15 protein-coding genes are annotated in these 17,731 nt (G+C 68.5%); 1 reads left to right on the forward strand and 14 read right to left on the reverse strand.

Going from position 1 to position 17,731, the window contains the following annotated elements; translation table 11 throughout:
• Positions 1-44: 44 nt before the first annotated feature.
• Genes nuoN through ACWGIG_RS24740 form a run of 14 tightly spaced genes read right to left on the reverse strand, consistent with a single transcriptional unit; the run spans position 45 to position 16,095 of the window.
• Positions 45-1,712 (reverse strand): NADH-quinone oxidoreductase subunit NuoN, encoded by a 1,668-nt coding sequence (gene nuoN / locus ACWGIG_RS24675; protein ID WP_453323837.1) that lies wholly within the window; start codon positions 1,710-1,712, stop codon positions 45-47.
• Complete coding sequence (locus tag ACWGIG_RS24680) at positions 1,709-3,280, reverse strand: NADH-quinone oxidoreductase subunit M (protein WP_453323838.1); 1,572 nt, start codon at positions 3,278-3,280, stop codon at positions 1,709-1,711. The genes nuoN and ACWGIG_RS24680 overlap by 4 nt, the downstream gene beginning before the upstream one ends.
• Positions 3,281-3,285: 5 nt before the next feature.
• Positions 3,286-5,181, reverse strand: coding sequence for an NADH-quinone oxidoreductase subunit L (nuoL, locus tag ACWGIG_RS24685; RefSeq protein WP_453323839.1), 1,896 nt, complete (start codon positions 5,179-5,181; stop codon positions 3,286-3,288).
• Between the two features lie 16 nt (positions 5,182-5,197).
• Positions 5,198-5,497 carry an NADH-quinone oxidoreductase subunit NuoK gene (gene nuoK / locus ACWGIG_RS24690; protein ID WP_453323840.1) on the reverse strand — a complete coding sequence of 100 codons (300 nt, stop codon included), beginning with the start codon at positions 5,495-5,497 and terminating at the stop codon, positions 5,198-5,200.
• Positions 5,494-6,354 carry an NADH-quinone oxidoreductase subunit J gene (locus ACWGIG_RS24695; protein WP_453323841.1) on the reverse strand — a complete coding sequence of 287 codons (861 nt, stop codon included), beginning with the start codon at positions 6,352-6,354 and terminating at the stop codon, positions 5,494-5,496. Before ACWGIG_RS24695 ends, nuoK begins: the two co-directional genes overlap by 4 nt.
• Positions 6,351-7,034 (reverse strand): NADH-quinone oxidoreductase subunit NuoI, encoded by a 684-nt coding sequence (nuoI, locus tag ACWGIG_RS24700; protein ID WP_453323842.1) that lies wholly within the window; start codon positions 7,032-7,034, stop codon positions 6,351-6,353. The genes ACWGIG_RS24695 and nuoI overlap by 4 nt, the downstream gene beginning before the upstream one ends.
• Positions 6,994-8,355, reverse strand: a complete 1,362-nt coding sequence (gene nuoH / locus ACWGIG_RS24705; protein ID WP_453323843.1) for an NADH-quinone oxidoreductase subunit NuoH — start codon at positions 8,353-8,355, stop codon at positions 6,994-6,996. The genes nuoI and nuoH overlap by 41 nt, the downstream gene beginning before the upstream one ends.
• Complete coding sequence (locus ACWGIG_RS24710; protein ID WP_453323844.1) at positions 8,352-10,883, reverse strand: NADH-quinone oxidoreductase subunit G; 2,532 nt, start codon at positions 10,881-10,883, stop codon at positions 8,352-8,354. Before ACWGIG_RS24710 ends, nuoH begins: the two co-directional genes overlap by 4 nt.
• The gene (gene nuoF, locus ACWGIG_RS24715) at positions 10,880-12,247 is read right to left on the reverse strand and encodes an NADH-quinone oxidoreductase subunit NuoF (RefSeq protein ID WP_453323845.1); all 1,368 of its coding nucleotides are present in this window, start codon (positions 12,245-12,247) and stop codon (positions 10,880-10,882) included. Before nuoF ends, ACWGIG_RS24710 begins: the two co-directional genes overlap by 4 nt.
• Positions 12,247-13,095 (reverse strand): NADH-quinone oxidoreductase subunit NuoE, encoded by an 849-nt coding sequence (gene nuoE, locus ACWGIG_RS24720; protein WP_453323849.1) that lies wholly within the window; start codon positions 13,093-13,095, stop codon positions 12,247-12,249. Before nuoE ends, nuoF begins: the two co-directional genes overlap by 1 nt.
• A gap of 17 nt (positions 13,096-13,112) precedes the next feature.
• Positions 13,113-14,453 carry an NADH-quinone oxidoreductase subunit D gene (locus ACWGIG_RS24725; protein WP_453323846.1) on the reverse strand — a complete coding sequence of 447 codons (1,341 nt, stop codon included), beginning with the start codon at positions 14,451-14,453 and terminating at the stop codon, positions 13,113-13,115.
• Positions 14,450-15,166 (reverse strand): NADH-quinone oxidoreductase subunit C, encoded by a 717-nt coding sequence (locus ACWGIG_RS24730; RefSeq protein WP_453323847.1) that lies wholly within the window; start codon positions 15,164-15,166, stop codon positions 14,450-14,452. The genes ACWGIG_RS24725 and ACWGIG_RS24730 overlap by 4 nt, the downstream gene beginning before the upstream one ends.
• Positions 15,163-15,717: a NuoB/complex I 20 kDa subunit family protein gene (locus ACWGIG_RS24735; protein WP_055509252.1), complete on the reverse strand. Its 555-nt coding sequence runs from the start codon at positions 15,715-15,717 to the stop codon at positions 15,163-15,165. Before ACWGIG_RS24735 ends, ACWGIG_RS24730 begins: the two co-directional genes overlap by 4 nt.
• Positions 15,718-15,735: 18 nt before the next feature.
• Positions 15,736-16,095, reverse strand: a complete 360-nt coding sequence (locus tag ACWGIG_RS24740; protein WP_384350741.1) for an NADH-quinone oxidoreductase subunit A — start codon at positions 16,093-16,095, stop codon at positions 15,736-15,738.
• Between the two features lie 727 nt (positions 16,096-16,822).
• Here ACWGIG_RS24740 and ACWGIG_RS24745 point away from each other — a divergent pair.
• Positions 16,823-17,689 (forward strand): C40 family peptidase, encoded by an 867-nt coding sequence (locus tag ACWGIG_RS24745; protein ID WP_453323848.1) that lies wholly within the window; start codon positions 16,823-16,825, stop codon positions 17,687-17,689.
• The last annotated feature ends 42 nt before the right edge of the window (positions 17,690-17,731 follow it).

Raw genomic sequence — 17,731 nt, forward strand, 5'->3', positions numbered from 1 at the left:
CTCGTGAGGGCGCCGGGCGGCGGCATTTCCGTACGTATCCAGGGCTAGCGGACGAATGTGCCCGCCTGACCGGCCAGATCCAGGAAGTACTGCGGGGCGACGCCGAGCACCAGCGTCACCGCCACTCCCACTCCGATCGCGGTCATCGTCAGCGGCGACGGCACTGCGACCGTGGGGCCGTCCGCCTTGGGCTCGCTGAAGAACATCAGCACGATGACCCGGATGTAGAAGAACGCGGCGATCGCCGACGACAGCACACCGACCACGACCAGCACCCCGGCCCCGCCCTCGGCCGCCGCCTTGAAGACCGCGAACTTCCCCGAGAACCCGGAGGTCAGCGGAATGCCCGCGAAGGCGAGCAGGAAGACCGCGAAGACCGCGGCGACCAGCGGCGAGCGCCGGCCGAGACCGGCCCACTTCGACAGGTGCGTCGCCTCGCCGCCCGCGTCGCGCACCAGCGTGACGACGGCGAAGGCGCCGATCGTGACGAAGGAGTACGCGAGCAGGTAGAAGAGGACGGACGAGATGCCGTCGGGGGTGGCCGCGATGACACCGGCCAGGATGAACCCGCCGTGCGCGATCGAGGAGTACGCGAGCAGCCTCTTGATGTCGGTCTGGGTGATCGCGACGACCGCGCCGCCCAGCATGGTGACGATCGCGACGCCCCACATGACCGGCCGCCAGTCCCAGGTGAGACCCGGCAGGACCACGTACAGCAGCCGCAGCAGCGCACCGAACGCCGCGACCTTCGTCGCCGCCGCCATGAAGCCGGTGACCGGCGTCGGGGCGCCCTGGTAGACGTCCGGGGTCCACATGTGGAACGGGACCGCGCCGACCTTGAAGAGCAGGCCCATCAGGATCATCGCCATGCCGATGAGCAGCAGTGCGTCGTTGCCCATGGTGTCGGCGAGCGCCGGGTCGATCTGCTGGACGGTGCCGTCCACGACGTCGGCGATCTTCGCGTACGAGACGGAGCCCGCGTAGCCGTAGAGCAGGGCGATGCCGAACAGCAGGAACGCGGAGGAGAACGCGCCGAGCAGGAAGTACTTCACGGCCGCCTCCTGCGACATCAGCCGCTTGCGGCGGGCGACGGCGCACAGGAGGTACAGCGGCAGCGAGAAGACTTCGAGCGCGATGAACAGGGTCAGCAGGTCGTTGGCGGCCGGGAAGGCGAGCAGCCCCGCCACCGCGAACATCACGAGCGGGAAGACCTCGGTGGTGGTGAACCCGGCCTTGACCGCCGCCTTCTCGGCATCGCTGCCGGGTACCGCCGCGGCGTCCGCCGCGAAGGAGTCGATCCGGTTTCCGTGCGCCTGAGGGTCGAGCCGGCGCTCGGCGAAGGTGAAGATCGCGACCAGCGAGGCCAGCAGAATGGTGCCCTGGAGGAACAGCGCCGGGCCGTCGACGGCGATGGCGCCCATCGCCGAGATCTGCGCCTTGGTGGTGGCGAACCCGCTGGCGGCGAGCCCGACGACGGCGGCGAAGGCTGCCGCGATCGCGACCACCGCGATGAACAACTGGGTGTAATACCGCCCTTTTCGGGGCACGAACGCTTCCGCCAGCACACCGAGGACTGCGGCGCCGACGACGATGAGGATCGGCGACAGCTGTGCGTACTCGATGGTCGGCGTCTCGAAGGTCGACCCCGGGGTGCCGGGAGGAGTCGCCGCCGCCAGATTCGTCCACAGGCTGTGGACAGTTGGTGCGCTCACTTCGCGGCCTCCACTTCAGGCTTGGGGTCCTGCTTGTTCACGTCGTGCATGGTGTGGGTGACCGCCGGGTTGACGATGTCGGTCAGCGGCTTCGGGTAGACGCCGAGTCCGATCAGCATCACGATCAGCGGGACGACCACCGCCAGTTCCCGCGCCTTGAGGTCCGGCATTCCGCTGACCTCGGCCTTCACCGGGCCGGTCATCGTGCGCTGGTAGAGCACGAGGACGTACAGCGCGGCGAGGACGATGCCGCTGGTGGCGATGATGCCGACCACCGGGTACGCGGCGAACACCCCGACCAGGACCAGGAATTCGCTGACGAACGGTGCGAGGCCGGGCAGCGAAAGCGTCGCCAGACCGCCGATCAGGAAGGTGCCGGCGAGCACCGGGGCGACCTTCTGCACCCCGCCGTAGTCGGCGATGAGCCGCGAGCCGCGCCGCGAGATGAGGAAGCCCGCGACGAGCATCAGCGCGGCCGTCGAGATCCCGTGGTTGACCATGTAGAGCGTCGCACCGGACTGGCCCTGGCTGGTCATCGCGAAGATGCCCAGGATGATGAAGCCGAAGTGCGAGATCGACGCGTACGCCACGAGCCTCTTGATGTCGCGCTGGCCGACGGCGAGCAGCGCCCCGTACACGATGCTGATCAGCGCCAGTACGAGGACGACGGGCGTCGCCCACTTGCTGGCCTCCGGGAAGAGCTGGAGGCAGAAGCGGAGCATCGCGAAGGTGCCGACCTTGTCGACGACCGCGGTGATGAGGACGGCGACCGGGGCGGTCGCCTCGCCCATCGCATTCGGCAGCCAGGTGTGCAGCGGCCACAGCGGGGCCTTCACCGCGAAGGCGAAGAAGAACCCGAGGAACAGCAGCCGTTCGATGTTGGTCGACATCTCCAGGGTGCCGGCCGCACGCATTTGTGCGATCTCCGAGAGCGAGAACGTCCCGGTGACCGTGTAGAGCCCGATGACGGCGGCCAGCATGAGGAGGCCGCCGGCCAGGTTGTAGAGCAGGAACTTGACCGCCGCGTACGACCGTTGGGTCGCCGCCGCCTCGTCCGTGCCGGCGTGCGCCCGGTCTCCGAAGCCGCCGATGAGGAAGTACATCGGAATGAGCATGGCTTCGAAGAAGATGTAGAAGAGGAAGACGTCCGTGGCCTCGAAGGAGATGATCACCATCGCTTCGACCATCAGGATCAGCGCGAAGAAGCCCTGGGTGGGGCGCCAGCGCTTCGACTTGGTCTCCAGCGGATCGGCGTCGTTCCACCCGGCGACGATCACGAACGGGATCAGCAGCGCGGTCAGCGCGACGAGCACCACACCGATGCCGTCGACGCCCAGTTCGTACCGGACTCCGAAGTCCTTGATCCAGGCGTGCGATTCGGTCAGCTGGTAGCGGTCGCCGCCCGGTTCGAACCGTACGAGGACGATCGCGGCCAGCACCAGTGTGCCGAGCGAGACCAGCAGCGCGAGCCACTTGGCTGCCGTGCGACGGGCGGCGGGCACGGCGGCGGTGAGGATGGCACCGGCCGCCGGGAGGACCGCCGTCGCGGTGAGAAGGGGAAAGGACATCGTGATCAGACCGCCCTCATCAGCAGGGTCGCGGCGATGAGGATCGCCGTACCGCCGAACATCGAGACCGCGTACGAGCGGGCGTAGCCGTTCTGAAGCTTGCGCAGCCGGCCCGAGAGCCCGCCGACCGAGGCGGCGGTGCCGTTGACCACGCCGTCGACCACGCTGTGGTCGAGGTAGACGAGCGAGCGGGTGAGGTGCTCGCCGCCGCGGACCAGGACGACGTGGTTGAAGTCGTCCTGGAGGAGGTCGCGGCGGGCGGCCCGGGTGAGCAGCGAGCCGCGCGGGGCGACCACGGGAACGGGCTTGCGGCCGTACTGGAAGTACGCGGCGACCACGCCGAGCAGCAGGACCGCGATCGTCGCGCCGGTGATGACCGGGATGCTGATCGGCGGGTGCGGGTGCTCGAACTTGGTCACCGGCTCCAGCCAGTTGACGAACCGGTCGCCGATCGAGAAGAACCCACCGGCGAAGACCGACCCGAAGGCGAGCACGATCATGGGGATCGTCATCGACCTGGGCGACTCGTGCGGGTGCGGCTCGTTGCCCTCCGCGTCCGGCTGCCAGCGCTTCTCGCCGAAGAAGGTCATCAGCATCACGCGCGTCATGTAGAACGCGGTGAGTCCGGCGCCCAGCAGCGTGGCTCCGCCCAGGATCCAGCCCTGGACGCCGCCCGCGGCGAACGCCGCCTCGATGATCTTGTCCTTGGAGAAGAAGCCGGAAAGACCGGGGAAGCCGATGATGGCGAGATATCCCAGCCCGAACGTCACGAAGGTGACCGGCATGTACTTGCGCAGGCCGCCGTACTTCCGCATGTCGACCTCGTCGTTCATGCCGTGCATGACGGATCCGGCGCCGAGGAAGAGGCCCGCCTTGAAGAAGCCGTGCGTCACCAGGTGCATGATCGCGAAGGCGTAGCCGATCGGGCCGAGGCCGGCCGCGAGGATCATGTAGCCGATCTGCGACATCGTCGATCCGGCGAGCGCCTTCTTGATGTCGTCCTTGGCACAACCGACGATCGCACCGAAGAGCAGCGTGACCGCTCCCACGACGGTGACCGCCAACTGGGCGTCGGGCGCGGCATCGAAGATGGCACCGGACCTGACGATCAGATACACGCCCGCGGTCACCATCGTCGCCGCGTGGATGAGGGCCGAGACCGGGGTCGGGCCCTCCATCGCGTCGCCGAGCCAGGACTGCAGCGGCACCTGCGCCGACTTGCCGCACGCGGCGAGCAGCAGCATCAGGCCGATCGCGGTGAGCTTGCCCTCGCTCGCACCCTCCGTCGCCCCCAGGACGGACCCGAAGGCGAAGGTCCCGAAGGTGGTGAACATCAGCATGATCGCGATGGACAGGCCGATGTCGCCCACGCGGTTGACGAGGAAGGCCTTCTTGGCCGCCGTCGCCGCACTCGGCTTGTGCTGCCAGAACCCGATGAGCAGGTACGAGGCGAGGCCGACGCCCTCCCAGCCGAAGTACAGCAGGAGGTAGTTGTCGGCGACGACGAGCAGGAGCATCGCCGCGAGGAAGAGGTTCAGGTAGCCGAAGAAGCGCCGACGGCGCTCGTCGTGCTCCATGTACCCGATCGAGTAGAGGTGGATCAGGGTGCCCACACCGGTGATCAGCAGGACGAAGGTCATCGACAGCTGGTCGAGCTGGAAGGCGATGTCCGCCTGGAAGCTCTCGACCGGGACCCAGCTGAACAGCTTCTGGTGCAGGGCCCGCTCACCGGCACCCTTGCCGATCATGTCGAGGAAGAGCACGGCACCGATGACGAAGGACGCGGCGGCGAGCAGGGTGCCCAGCCAGTGTCCGACCTTGTCCAACCGGCGTCCGCCGCACAGCAGTACGGCCGCTCCGAGCAGTGGCGCCGCGACGAGCAGCGCGATCAAGTTCTCCACGATTCTTTACGACCCCTTACAGCTTCATCAGGCTGGCGTCGTCGACCGAGGCCGAGTGGCGGGACCGGAACAGCGACACGATGATCGCCAGGCCGACCACGACCTCGGCGGCGGCGACGACCATCGTGAAGAAGGCGATGATCTGGCCGTCGAGATTGCCGTGCATCCGGGAGAACGCGACGAATGCCAGGTTGCAGGCGTTGAGCATCAGCTCGACGCACATGAACACGACGATGGCGTTGCGCCGGATCAGCACTCCTGCCGCGCCGATGGTGAACAACAGGGCGGCCAGATAGAGGTAGTTGACCGGACTCACTTGGCTGCCTCCTCTTCTCGCGGTGACGTGTGAGGCTCCGCCTCGTGGCGGCCGGCGCCACTGTCCGCGCCACGGCCGAGGCGCTCCTCGGAGCGCTGCTCCAGGGCCCTGAGGTCGTCCATGGCCTCGGCCGACACGTCGCGGATCTGACCGCGCTCGCGCAGCGTCTTCATGACGGTCAGCTCGGACGGGGTGCCGTCGGGCAGCAGACCGGCGACGTCCACCGCGTTGTGCCGGGCGTAGACGCCGGGGGCGGGCAGCGGCGGCAGGTGCTTGCCCGCGCGCACGCGCTGCTCGGCCAGCTCGCGCTGGGTCTTGGCACGCTCGGTGCGCTCGCGGTTGGTGAGGACCATCGCGCCGACGGTCGCGGTGATCAGCAGGGCGCCGGTGATCTCGAAGGCGAAGACGTACTTGGTGAAGATCAGCTCCGCCAGGCCCTCGACGTTGCCGCCCGCGTTGGCCTTCGCCAGCCCGTTGAACTCCTTCAACTGGGCGTTGCGGATGCCCGCGATGAGCAGGATGCCGAAGCCGAGCCCGCATCCGGCGGCCAGCCAGCGCTGCCCCTTGAGCGTCTCCTTCAGGGAGTCCGCCGCGGTGACACCGACGAGCATGACCACGAACAGGAAGAGCATCATGATCGCGCCGGTGTAGACGACGATCTGGACGATGCCCAGGAAGTACGCCCCGTTGGCGAGGTAGAAGACCGCCAGGATGATCATGGTCCCGGCGAGGCACAGCGCGCTGTGCACGGCCTTCTTCATCAGGATCGTGCACAGGGCGCCGACGACGGCGACCGTGCCGAGGACCCAGAACTGCACGGCCTCGCCGGTCGATGCGGCAGCGGCAAGCGTGCTCATGCCCCCACCGTCCTCTTCGACGCGGGCTCGTCCTCACCGAAGGTGGACGCGCCCTCCTGGGGCCGCTCCCCCTTGCTGAGCGCCACCTGTCGCTCGGTCCCGGGCGCGGCCTCGGTGACCAGCCCCCGGTAGTAGTCCTGCTCGTCGGTGCCGGGGAAGATCGAGTGCGGCGACTCGACCATGCCCTCGGTCAGTCCGGCGAGGAGCTGGTCCTTGGTGTAGATGAGGTTCTCGCGGCTGCTGTCGGCCAGTTCGAACTCGTTGGTCATCGTCAGCGCCCGGGTGGGGCACGCCTCGATGCACAGCCCGCACAGGATGCAGCGGGCGTAGTTGATCTGGTAGACGCGGCCGTAGCGCTCGCCCGGGGAGTAGCGCTCCTCCTCGGTGTTGTCCGCGCCCTCCACGTAGATCGCGTCGGCCGGACAGGCCCAGGCGCAGAGCTCGCACCCGATGCACTTCTCCAGGCCGTCCGGGTGCCGGTTGAGCTGGTGCCGGCCGTGGAAGCGCGGCGCCGTCACCTTCGGCGTCTCCGGATACTGCTCGGTCAGCCGCTTCTTGAACATGGCCTTGAAGGTCACGCCGAAGCCGGCCACGGGGTTCTGCCAGGGGGTCCGGGGGTCCTCGCCCCGGGAAGATGCCTCAGACACCGTCCGCCTCCTTTCCGTCACTCTGCGTAGCATTGCTGTCAGTATTGCCGCCGCCACTGACAACGAGCTCCCGCTCCTGCCTGGACCGCCTGCGCGGTACCGGTGGCAGGGTCTGTCCGGGCAGCGGAGGCACCGGGAATCCACCGGCCATCGGGTCGAAAGCGGGCTCGTCCTGAGGCTCTTCGGACTTGCTGCGCCGGAAGGCGTCGTACACGAACGACAGCAGCAGCACGCCGATCACCGCCCCCGCGACGTACAGCACGATCTGCTGGTACTCGACGTTGGCGTTGCGCAGCGCCCGTACGGTCGCCACGAGCATCAGCCAGACCACCGAGATCGGGATCAGGACCTTCCAGCCGAGCTTCATCAGCTGGTCGTAGCGCACGCGTGGCAGCGTGCCGCGCAGCCAGATGAAGAAGAACAGCAGCACCTGCACCTTGAGGACGAACCAGAGCATCGGCCACCAGCCGTGGTTCGCGCCCTCCCAGAACGTGCTGATCGGGTACGGGGCCCTCCAGCCGCCCAGGAAGAGGGTGACCGAGACCGCCGAGACGGTGACCATGTTGACGTACTCGGCCAGCATGAACAGCGCGAACTTGATCGACGAGTACTCGGTGTTGAAGCCGCCGACGAGGTCGCCCTCGGACTCCGGCATGTCGAACGGCGCCCGGTTGGTCTCGCCGACCATCGTCACGATGTAGATGATGAACGACACCGGCAGCAGCAGGATGTACCACCGGTCCGCCTGCGCCTCCACGATCGCCGAGGTCGACATCGACCCGGAGTAGAGGAAGACCGAGGCGAACGCGGCGCCCATCGCGATCTCGTACGAGATCATCTGCGCGCAGGAGCGCAGGCCGCCGAGCAGCGGGTAGGTGGAGCCGGACGACCAGCCGGCCAGCACGATGCCGTAGATGCCGACCGAGGCGCACGCGAGGACGTAGAGCATCGCGATGGGCAGGTCGGTGAGCTGCATCGTCGTGCGGTGGCCGAAGATCGAGACCTCGTTGCCCGCAGGGCCGAAGGGGATGACCGCGATCGCCATGAAGGCGGGGATGGCGGCGATGATCGGCGCGAGGACGTAGACGACCTTGTCCGCGCGCTTGACGATCACATCCTCTTTGAGCATGAGCTTGATGCCGTCGGCGAGGGACTGGAGCATGCCCCAGGGGCCGTGCCGGTTGGGGCCGATGCGCAGCTGCATCCAGGCGACGACCTTGCGCTCCCACACGATGGAGAAGAGCACGGTGACCATCAGGAACGCGAAGCAGAAGACGGCCTTGATCGCGACGAGCCACCAGGGGTCCGTGCCGAACATGGACAGGTCTTCCGCGGCGAGTGTGTACGCCGTCATGACGTCACCTCCGTCGGAGCGCTTGGCAGGGTCGTTGCGGGCGCGAGGGTGACCAACTGGCCTGGGCGGGCCCCGGTGTCGGAGAGGACGCCGCCGCCGGTCGAGTTCATCGGGAGCCAGACCACGCGGTCGGGCATCTCGCTCACCTGGAGCGGCAGTTCGACCGTCCCGGCGGGTCCCGTGACGGCGAGTACGTCGCCGTGCTTGACACCGGTCTCGTCCGCGGTGGCCGCGGAAAGCCGGGCCACGGCGGCGTGCCGGGTGCCCGCGAGGGCCTCGTCGCCGTCCTGGAGGCGCCCCTGGTCGAGCAGCAGGCGGTGGCCCGCGAGGACGGCCTCTCCGGCGCCCGCGCGGGGCAGCGGCCGGGAGGTCTCCAGCGGGGCGGACGCGTGCGGCCCGTCCCAGGCGCCGAGCCGGTCCAGCTCGCCCCGTACGGACTTCAGGTCCGGCAGCGCGAAACGGCCGTGGCCTTCGGCGCCCGGGGCGAGGGCCATCTCCTCGGCCAGCATGTGCAGGACGCGCGCGTCGCTCGGGGCGAGGCGGCGCGTCATCTGCTCGGGCTTCAGCGCGGCCTCGAACATCCGGGCCCTGCCCTCCCAGTTGAGGAAGGTGCCGGGCTTCTCGGCGACCGCGGCCACCGGGAGGACGACGTCCGCGTGGTCGGTGACCTCGCTGGGCCGGAGCTCCAGCGACACCAGGAAGCGGACCTCGTCCAGCGCCACGCGCGCGCGCGACGGGTCGGGAAGGTCGGCGATCTCGACCCCGGCGACGACCAGGGCGAGGAGCTCACCGGTCGCGGCGGCCTCGACGATCTGACCGGTGTCGCGGCCGTAGCGGTGCGGCAGTTCGGCGACGCCCCAGGCTGCGGCGACCTCCTCGCGTGCACGGGGGTCGGTCGCGGGACGGCCGCCCGGCAGCAGCGACGGGATCGCGCCCGCCTCGACCGCACCGCGCTCTCCGGCCCTGCGCGGGATCCACACCAGCTCGGCGCCGGTCGCGGAAGCCGCCCGTACGGCAGCGGTGAGCGCACCCGGCACACCGGCCAGGCGCTCCCCGACGACGATGACGGCACCGCTCTCGCGCAGCGCGTCGGCCGCCTTCACCCCGTCGGCGTCCAGGCCCGCGTGGCCCGCCAGGGCGTCGAGCCATTCGGTCTCGGTGCCGGGGGCGGCGGGGAGCAGGGTGCCGCCCGCCTTCGTCAGACCGCGGGTGGCGTGCGACGCGACGGCGAAGGTGCGCTGGCCGTACTTGCGGTGGGCCTTGCGCAGCCGCAGGAAGACGCCGGGCGCCTCCTCCTCGGACTCGAACCCGGCGAGCAGTACCGCCGGGGCCTTCTCCAGGGTGGTGTACGTCGTCCCCGTGCCGTCGAGGTCCCTGCCGCGCCCGGCGACGCGGGAGGCCAGGAAGTCGGCCTCCTCGCTGCTGTGCACACGGGCGCGGAAGTCGACGTCGTTGGTGTCGAGGGCGACGCGGGCGAACTTGCCGTACGCGTAGGCGTCTTCGACCGTCAGCCGGCCGCCGGTGAGGACACCGGCGCGGCCCCGTGCCGCCGCCAGTCCCTCGGCCGCGACCGCCAGCGCTTCCGGCCAGCTCGCGGGCTCCAGCTCACCGGATTCCTTGTTGCGTACGAGCGGAGTCGTCAGCCGGTCGGGGCGCTGGGCGTAACGGAAGCCGAAGCGCCCCTTGTCGCACAGCCACTCCTCGTTGACCTCCGGGTCCTCGGCCGCCATCCGCCGCATGACCTTGCCGCGACGGTGGTCGGTACGGGTCGCGCAGCCGCCGGCACAGTGCTCGCAGACGGACGGGCTCGACACGAGGTCGAAGGGCCGGGAGCGGAAGCGGTACGCGGCCGAGGTGAGCGCGCCCACCGGGCAGATCTGGATGGTGTTGCCGGAGAAGTACGACTCGAAGGGGTCGCCCTCGCCCGTGCCGACCTGCTGGAGCGCACCGCGCTCGATCAGCTCGATCATCGGGTCGCCCGCCACCTGGTTGGAGAACCGGGTGCAGCGCGCGCAGAGCACGCACCGCTCGCGGTCCAGGAGCACCTGGGTGGAGATCGGGACGGGCTTCTCGTACGTCCGCTTCCTGCCGTCGAAGCGGGAGTCGGCGTCGCCGTGCGACATGGCCTGGTTCTGCAGGGGGCACTCGCCGCCCTTGTCGCAGACCGGGCAGTCCAACGGGTGGTTGATCAGGAGGAGTTCCATCACTCCGCGCTGCGCCTTGTCGGCGACCGGCGAGGTGAGCTGGGACTTCACCACCATGCCGTCGGTGCAGGTGATGGTGCAGGAAGCCATCGGCTTGCGCTGGCCCTCGACCTCGACGATGCACTGGCGGCAGGCGCCGGCCGGGTCGAGGAGGGGGTGGTCGCAGAAGCGGGGGATCTCGATGCCGAGGAGTTCGGCGGCGCGGATCACCAGGGTCCCCTTGGGGACACTGATGTCGATGCCGTCGATGGTGAGGGACACGAGGTCCTCGGGCGGGACCGCCGCCTCGCCGCCCCCGGAGGGTGCACTTGTCGTGACGGTCATGCGTTCACCTCCAGGTGCTTGTCGGCCCAGAGGGTCGACTTGGCGGGGTCGAAGGGGCAGCCCTTGCCGGTGATGTGCTGCTCGTACTCCTCGCGGAAGTACTTGAGCGAGGAGAAGATCGGCGAGGCCGCTCCGTCTCCCAGCGCGCAGAAGGACTTGCCGTTGATGTTGTCGGCGATGTCGTTGAGTTTTTCGAGGTCGGACATCTGCCCCTTGCCGGCCTCGATGTCGCGCAGCAACTGGACGAGCCAGTACGTGCCTTCGCGGCAGGGTGTGCACTTGCCGCAGGACTCGTGGGCGTAGAACTCGGTCCAGCGGGTCACGGCCCGCACGACGCACGTCGTCTCGTCGAAGCACTGGAGCGCCTTGGTGCCGAGCATGGATCCGGCGGCTGCCACGCCCTCGTAGTCGAGCGGCACATCGAGGTGCTCGTCCGTGAACATCGGGGTCGAAGAGCCGCCCGGCGTCCAGAACTTCAGCCGGTGCCCGGCGCGCATTCCGCCGCTCATGTCGAGCAGCTGGCGCAGCGTGATTCCCAACGGGGCCTCGAACTGGCCGGGGTTGGTGACATGGCCGCTCAGCGAGTACAGCGTGAAGCCCGCGGACTTCTCGCTGCCCATCGATCGGAACCAGTCTTTGCCCCGATTCAGAATCGCGGGAACCGATGCGATCGACTCGACGTTGTTGACAACAGTGGGACAGGCATAAAGCCCGGCGACCGCAGGGAAAGGAGGACGCAGCCGGGGCTGGCCGCGACGGCCTTCGAGCGAGTCGAGCAGCGCGGTCTCTTCTCCGCAGATGTACGCACCCGCCCCTGCGTGCACGGTGAGTTCGAGATCGAGTCCGCTGCCGAGGATGTTCGTGCCGAGGTAGCCGGCGGCGTACGCCTCCCGCACGGCCTCGTGCAGCCTGCGCAGCACGGGGACGGTCTCTCCGCGCAGATAGATGAACGCGTGATGCGACCGGATCGCGTAACACGCAATGACGATGCCCTCGATGAGGCTGTGCGGGTTCGCGAAGAGGAGCGGGATGTCCTTGCAGGTCCCCGGCTCCGATTCGTCGGCGTTGACAACTAGATAGTGCGGCTTTCCATCACCCTGCGGAATGAACTGCCACTTCATTCCGGTGGGGAATCCGGCACCGCCGCGACCGCGCAGACCGGAGTCCTTCACGTAGGCGATGAGGTCGTCCGGAGTCATGGCGAGGGCCTTGCGCAGGCCCTCGTACCCCTCGTGCCTCCGGTAGGTCTCCAGCGTCCACGACCGGGGGTCGTCCCAGAAGGCGGACAGGACGGGCGAGAGCAGCTTCTCGGGGCTGTCCCCGTTGCCGTTGCCGTTTCCGGTCATCTCGGTGGCCAAGGTCATCACTCACCCTCCTCGGAAGCGGGGCCTGCCGGGTGCTGCTCAGGTGCCGCGGCCGGGTCGGAGGCCGAGGTCTGCTGCGGGGCGTCGTGCGAGCTGAGGTGCTCGGAGCCCGGCTGCGGGGCGGCGTCGCGCGGTGCCGCGTCGCGGCTGCTCTCCGCGCGCGGCGACACGACGCGGGCGGTGGCCGGTGCCTCGCCCTTGGCGAGCTTGAGGCCGATCAGCGAGGCGTGCCCGGCGCCTCCGGATGCCTCTACCGCGCCCGGGCGCTCGTCCGGGAAACCGGCCAGGATGCGGGCGGTCTCCTTGTAGGTGCACAGGGGGGCGCCGCGGGTCGGCTCGACGGTGCGGCCCGAGCGGAGGTCGTCGACGAGCTGCTTGGCCGACTCGGGGGTCTGGTTGTCGAAGAACTCCCAGTTGACCATCACCACGGGGGCGTAGTCGCAGGCGGCGTTGCACTCGATGTGTTCGAGGGTGACCTTGCCGTCGCCGGTGGTCTCGTTGTTGCCCACGCCCAGGTACGACTTGAGCTCGTCGAAGATGGCGTCGCCGCCCATCACCGCGCACAGCGTGTTGGTGCAGACGCCGACCTGGTAGTCGCCGGACTTCTTGCGCCGGTACATGGTGTAGAAGGTGGCGACCGCGGTGACCTCTGCGGTGGTCAGGCCGAGGACCTCGGCGCAGAACCGCATGCCGGTGCGGGAGACGTGCCCCTCCTCGGACTGCACGAGGTGCAGCAGCGGCAGCAGCGCGGAGCGGCTGTCGGGGTAGCGGCCGATCACCTCCTGCGCATCCGCTTCGAGGCGGGCCCTGACCTCGTCCGGGTAGGCGGGGGCGGGCAGTTGGGGCATGCCCAGTGACACATCGGTCATCGGTCGACGCCTCCCATCACGGGGTCGATGGACGCGACGGCGACGATGACGTCGGCGACCTGGCCGCCCTCGCACATCGCCGCCATGGCCTGGAGGTTGGTGAAGGACGGGTCGCGGAAGTGGACCCGGTAGGGGCGGGTGCCGCCGTCGGAGACGACGTGCACGCCGAGTTCGCCCTTGGGGGACTCGACGGCCGCGTAGGCCTGGCCGGGCGGGACCCGGAAGCCCTCGGTGACCAGCTTGAAGTGGTGGATCAGGGCCTCCATGGAGGTGCCCATGATCTTCTTGATGTGGTCGAGCGAGTTGCCGAGACCGTCGGCGCCGATGGCCAGTTGGGCGGGCCAGGCGATCTTCTTGTCGGCGACCATCACGTCCCCGGGCTTCTTGAGGCGCTCCAGGCACTGCTCGACGATGTCGAGGGACTGGCGCATCTCTTCGAGCCGGATGAGGAAGCGGCCGTAGGAGTCGCAGGTGTCGGCGGTGGGGACCTCGAAGTCGTAGGTCTCGTATCCGCAGTACGGGTCGGTCTTGCGCAGGTCGTGCGGCAGGCCTGCCGAGCGGAGCACCGGGCCCGTGGCGCCGAGGGCCATGCAGCCGGTGAGGTCGAGGTGGCCGACGTCCTGCATGCGGGCCTTGAAGATGGCGTTGCCGGTGGCGAGCTTGTCGTACTCCGGCAGGTTCTTGCGCATGGTCTTCAGGAGCTCGCCGAGCTTGTCCATGGCCCCGGGCGGGAGGTCCTGGGCGAGGCCGCCGGGGCGGACGAACGCGTGGTTCATCCGCAGGCCGGTGATCAGCTCGAAGGCGTCCAGGATGAGTTCGCGGTCCCGGAAGCCGTAGATCATGATCGTGGTCGCGCCGAGCTCCATGCCACCGGTGGCGATGCACACCAGGTGCGAGGAGAGCCGGTTCAGCTCCATCAACATGACGCGGATGATGCTGGCGCGGTCGGGAATCTGGTCGGTGATGCCGAGCAGCTTCTCGACGCCCAGGCAGTACGCGGTCTCGTTGAAGAACGGCGTCAGGTAGTCCATGCGCGTGACGAAGGTGGTGCCCTGCGTCCAGTTCCGGAATTCGAGGTTCTTCTCGATGCCGGTGTGGAGGTAGCCGATGCCGCAGCGTGCCTCGGTGACGGTCTCGCCGTCGATCTCCAGGATCAGACGGAGCACGCCGTGCGTGGACGGGTGCTGGGGGCCCATGTTGACGACGATGCGCTCGTCGTCGGCCTTCGACGCGGCCTGTACGACCTCGTCCCAGTCGCCGCCGGTGACCGTGTAGACGGTGCCTTCGGTGGTCTCGCGGGCCGAGGCCGAGGTGGGGGATGAAGAGGGGGTGGTCACGAGTACGACCTCCGCTGGTCCGGAGCCGGGATCTGGGCGCCCTTGTACTCGACGGCGATGCCGCCGAGGGGGTAGTCCTTGCGCTGCGGGAAGCCCTGCCAGTCGTCCGGCATCATGATCCGGGTCAGGGCGGGGTGGCCGTCGAAGACCAGGCCGAAGAAGTCGTACGCCTCGCGCTCGTGCCAGTCGTTGGTCGGGTACACCTGGACCAGCGAGGGGATGTGCGGGTCGGCGTCGGGGGCACTGACTTCGATGCGGATCAGCCGGCCGTGCGTGAGCGAGCGCAGGTGGTAGACGGCGTGCAGCTCGCGGCCCTTGTCCTCCAGGTAGTGCACGGCGCTGACTCCGGTACAGAGCTCGAAGCGCAGGGCCGGGTCGTCGCGCAGTGTGCGGGCGACCTTCAGGAGGTGCTCGCGGGCGATGTGGAAGGTGAGCTCGCCCCGGTCGACGACCGTCTTCTCGATGGCGTGCGAGGGGAGCAGGTCCTGCTCCTCCAGGGCGCCTTCGAGCTCGTCCGCGACCTCGTCGAACCATCCTCCGTACGGGCGGGACGATTCGCCGGGGAAGGTGACCGTGCGGACGAGTCCGCCGTAACCGGTCGTGTCGCCACCGTCGTTGGCGCCGAACATGCCCTTGCGGGTGCGGAGGACCTCGCCGGTGTCCGCTCGCTGGGCGGGGACGCCGTTCGGCGTGCCCTCGTGTTGCTCGCTCACCGGAGCAGCCCCTTCATCTCGATCGTGGGGAGCGCCTTGAGTGCTGCTTCCTCCGCCTCGCGGGCCGCTTCCTCCGCGTTGACGCCGAGCTTGGAGCTCTGGATCTTCTGGTGGAGCTTGAGGATCGCGTCGATCAGCATCTCGGGGCGGGGCGGGCAGCCCGGCAGGTAGATGTCGACCGGAACGATGTGGTCGACGCCCTGCACGATCGCGTAGTTGTTGAACATGCCGCCCGAGGAGGCGCAAACCCCCATGGAGATGACCCACTTGGGGTTCGGCATCTGGTCGTAGACCTGTCGCAGCACCGGCGCCATCTTCTGGCTGACCCGGCCGGCCACGATCATCAGGTCGGCCTGCCGCGGTGAACCGCGGAAGACCTCCATGCCGAAGCGGGCCAGGTCGTACCGGCCCGCCCCCGTCGTCATCATCTCGATGGCGCAGCAGGCGAGGCCGAAGGTCGCGGGGAAGACGGAGGACTTCCGCACCCAGCCCGCGGCCTGTTCGACCGTCGTCAGCAGAAATCCGCTCGGCAGTTTCTCTTCGAGTCCCATGGGTGATCCCTCAGCCCCTCAGTCCCATTCCAGGCCGCCGCGACGCCATACGTACGCGTACGCGACAAAAACGGTGAGCACGAAGAGGAGCATCTCGACGAGCCCGAAAATCCCCAGGGCGTCGAAGGAGACCGCCCAGGGGTAGAGGAAGACGATCTCGATGTCGAAAATGATGAACAACATCGCCGTCAGGTAGTACTTGATGGGAAAGCGGCCACCGCCCGCCGGCGTGGGAGTGGGCTCGATGCCGCACTCGTACGCTTCCTGCTTTGCCCGGTTGTAGCGCTTGGGGCCGATAAGCGTGGCCATGACCACGGAGAAGATCGCAAACCCTGCCCCGAGGGCGCCGAGCACAAGGATGGGCGCGTAAGCATTCACCCTCCTCGCTCCTTCCAGTCGTCCTTGACCGTTGGACCGCGCCGGGCTCGCACTTGCCCCGTCGCGGGGGGCCGGTGCGCCTCGCCGCGGAAGAACCGTATGAAGATCGCGGATATGTGAGGCAGTTCACAAGCCTGACTGCCCCGCATCCTATGCCTGCCGGTCTGTGATCTGCGACACGGGGTACGACAACGCCTTTGTGATCTCCACCACCTGACGAAGGATCATGAACGCGGATGCACGGTGATCTACGTACCGGAAGCACGCAAGTGATCACCTGACGTGACATTCGGTGGTGTCGTCGCTGGTCGGAGGCGTGGCGCTCTATCAAGAGATGGCGCCTACAGGCAAATTGGAGATGGACACGCGTCGGTGATAGGGGCTCCGCACTCACTCTCGCGAGGGGGTTCGGGGAGGCAAGTGGACTCGTGCGCGCGTTCACGAGCGGACAAGCCGACGGAGCGAGCCCCGATTGTGACCTGCGTCACCCCTAAGGGTCCGTCAGAAAAGCGGGCTTGGCCATGCGTGTGAACGGATGGTAGGCGTCGGGGCAATTGGGGCGTATCGCGGAAAACCCATGATCACAGGGTTGATCGGCGATGCCCGTTTTGCCCTTTACGGCGTCAATAAGGGTGCGCGGACGCGGAATTCGGGCCGCTGGATGGCAACTGTGGCGGAGACCACGTTTCTTGATGCCGACTCGTTACCTCTGATAGCGGTAGTTCTCATGTCCCACACCGCTCACATACCCAGCCACCGGAAGCCCCGCCGCAGCGCCTCGAAGATGGCGCTCCGTGCCGGAGTTGCCGGTGGCGTCCTCAGCACCATCGCGGTGGCTGGTGCGGCGGCTCCGGCGAACGCGGAGCCGGTGCACGAGACCGTCGAGATGCCCCAGCTGACGACCACCGCCGCTTCCACGCCCGCCAAGTCCGCCGCCACGGTCAACACCGCTGTCGAGGCGACGCAGCAGATCGCCTTCGAGTACGACCGCCAGGTCCGTCAGGACGCCGCGGCCGAAACCGCCATGAAGGACGCCAAGAAGGCCAAGGCCGAGGCGGACCGCAAGGCGGAGGCCGAGAAGAAGGCCGCCGAGGCCGCCCGCAAGAAGGCCGAGGAGAAGGCCGAGCAGGAGCGCGCCTCGCGTTCCACCGAGCGCACCTCCCTGAGCTCGTACTCCTCCTCCGACTCCTCGTCGTCCTCGAAGGGCTCCGGCAGCTCGGCGTCCTCGTCGTCCGCGACCGGCAGCGCCGCGTCCGTCATCGCGTTCGCACGGGCGCAGATCGGCGACGCGTACGTCCTGGGCAGCACCGGGCCGAACGCCTGGGACTGCTCCAGCCTCATGCAGGCCGCGTTCGGCTCCATCGGTGTCGACCTGCCGCGCGTCTCGCAGAGCCAGTCCACCATGGGCACGCAGGTCGGTCTCGACAACCTGCAGCCGGGCGACATCCTTTACTGGGGCAGCGCGGGCAGCGCGTACCACGTGGGCATCTACGTGGGCGGCGGCAACTTCGTCGGTGCGCAGAACTCCGGCACCGGTGTGGTGGAGCGTCCGCTGTCGTACGACCCGCCGACCGGCGCCGTGCGCGTGCTCTGAGCCACGCCGCTCCGGTTCCCTTCTTCTTCGTACGGCCGAGGG

This window comes from Streptomyces sp. NPDC054863, from assembly GCF_053610825.1.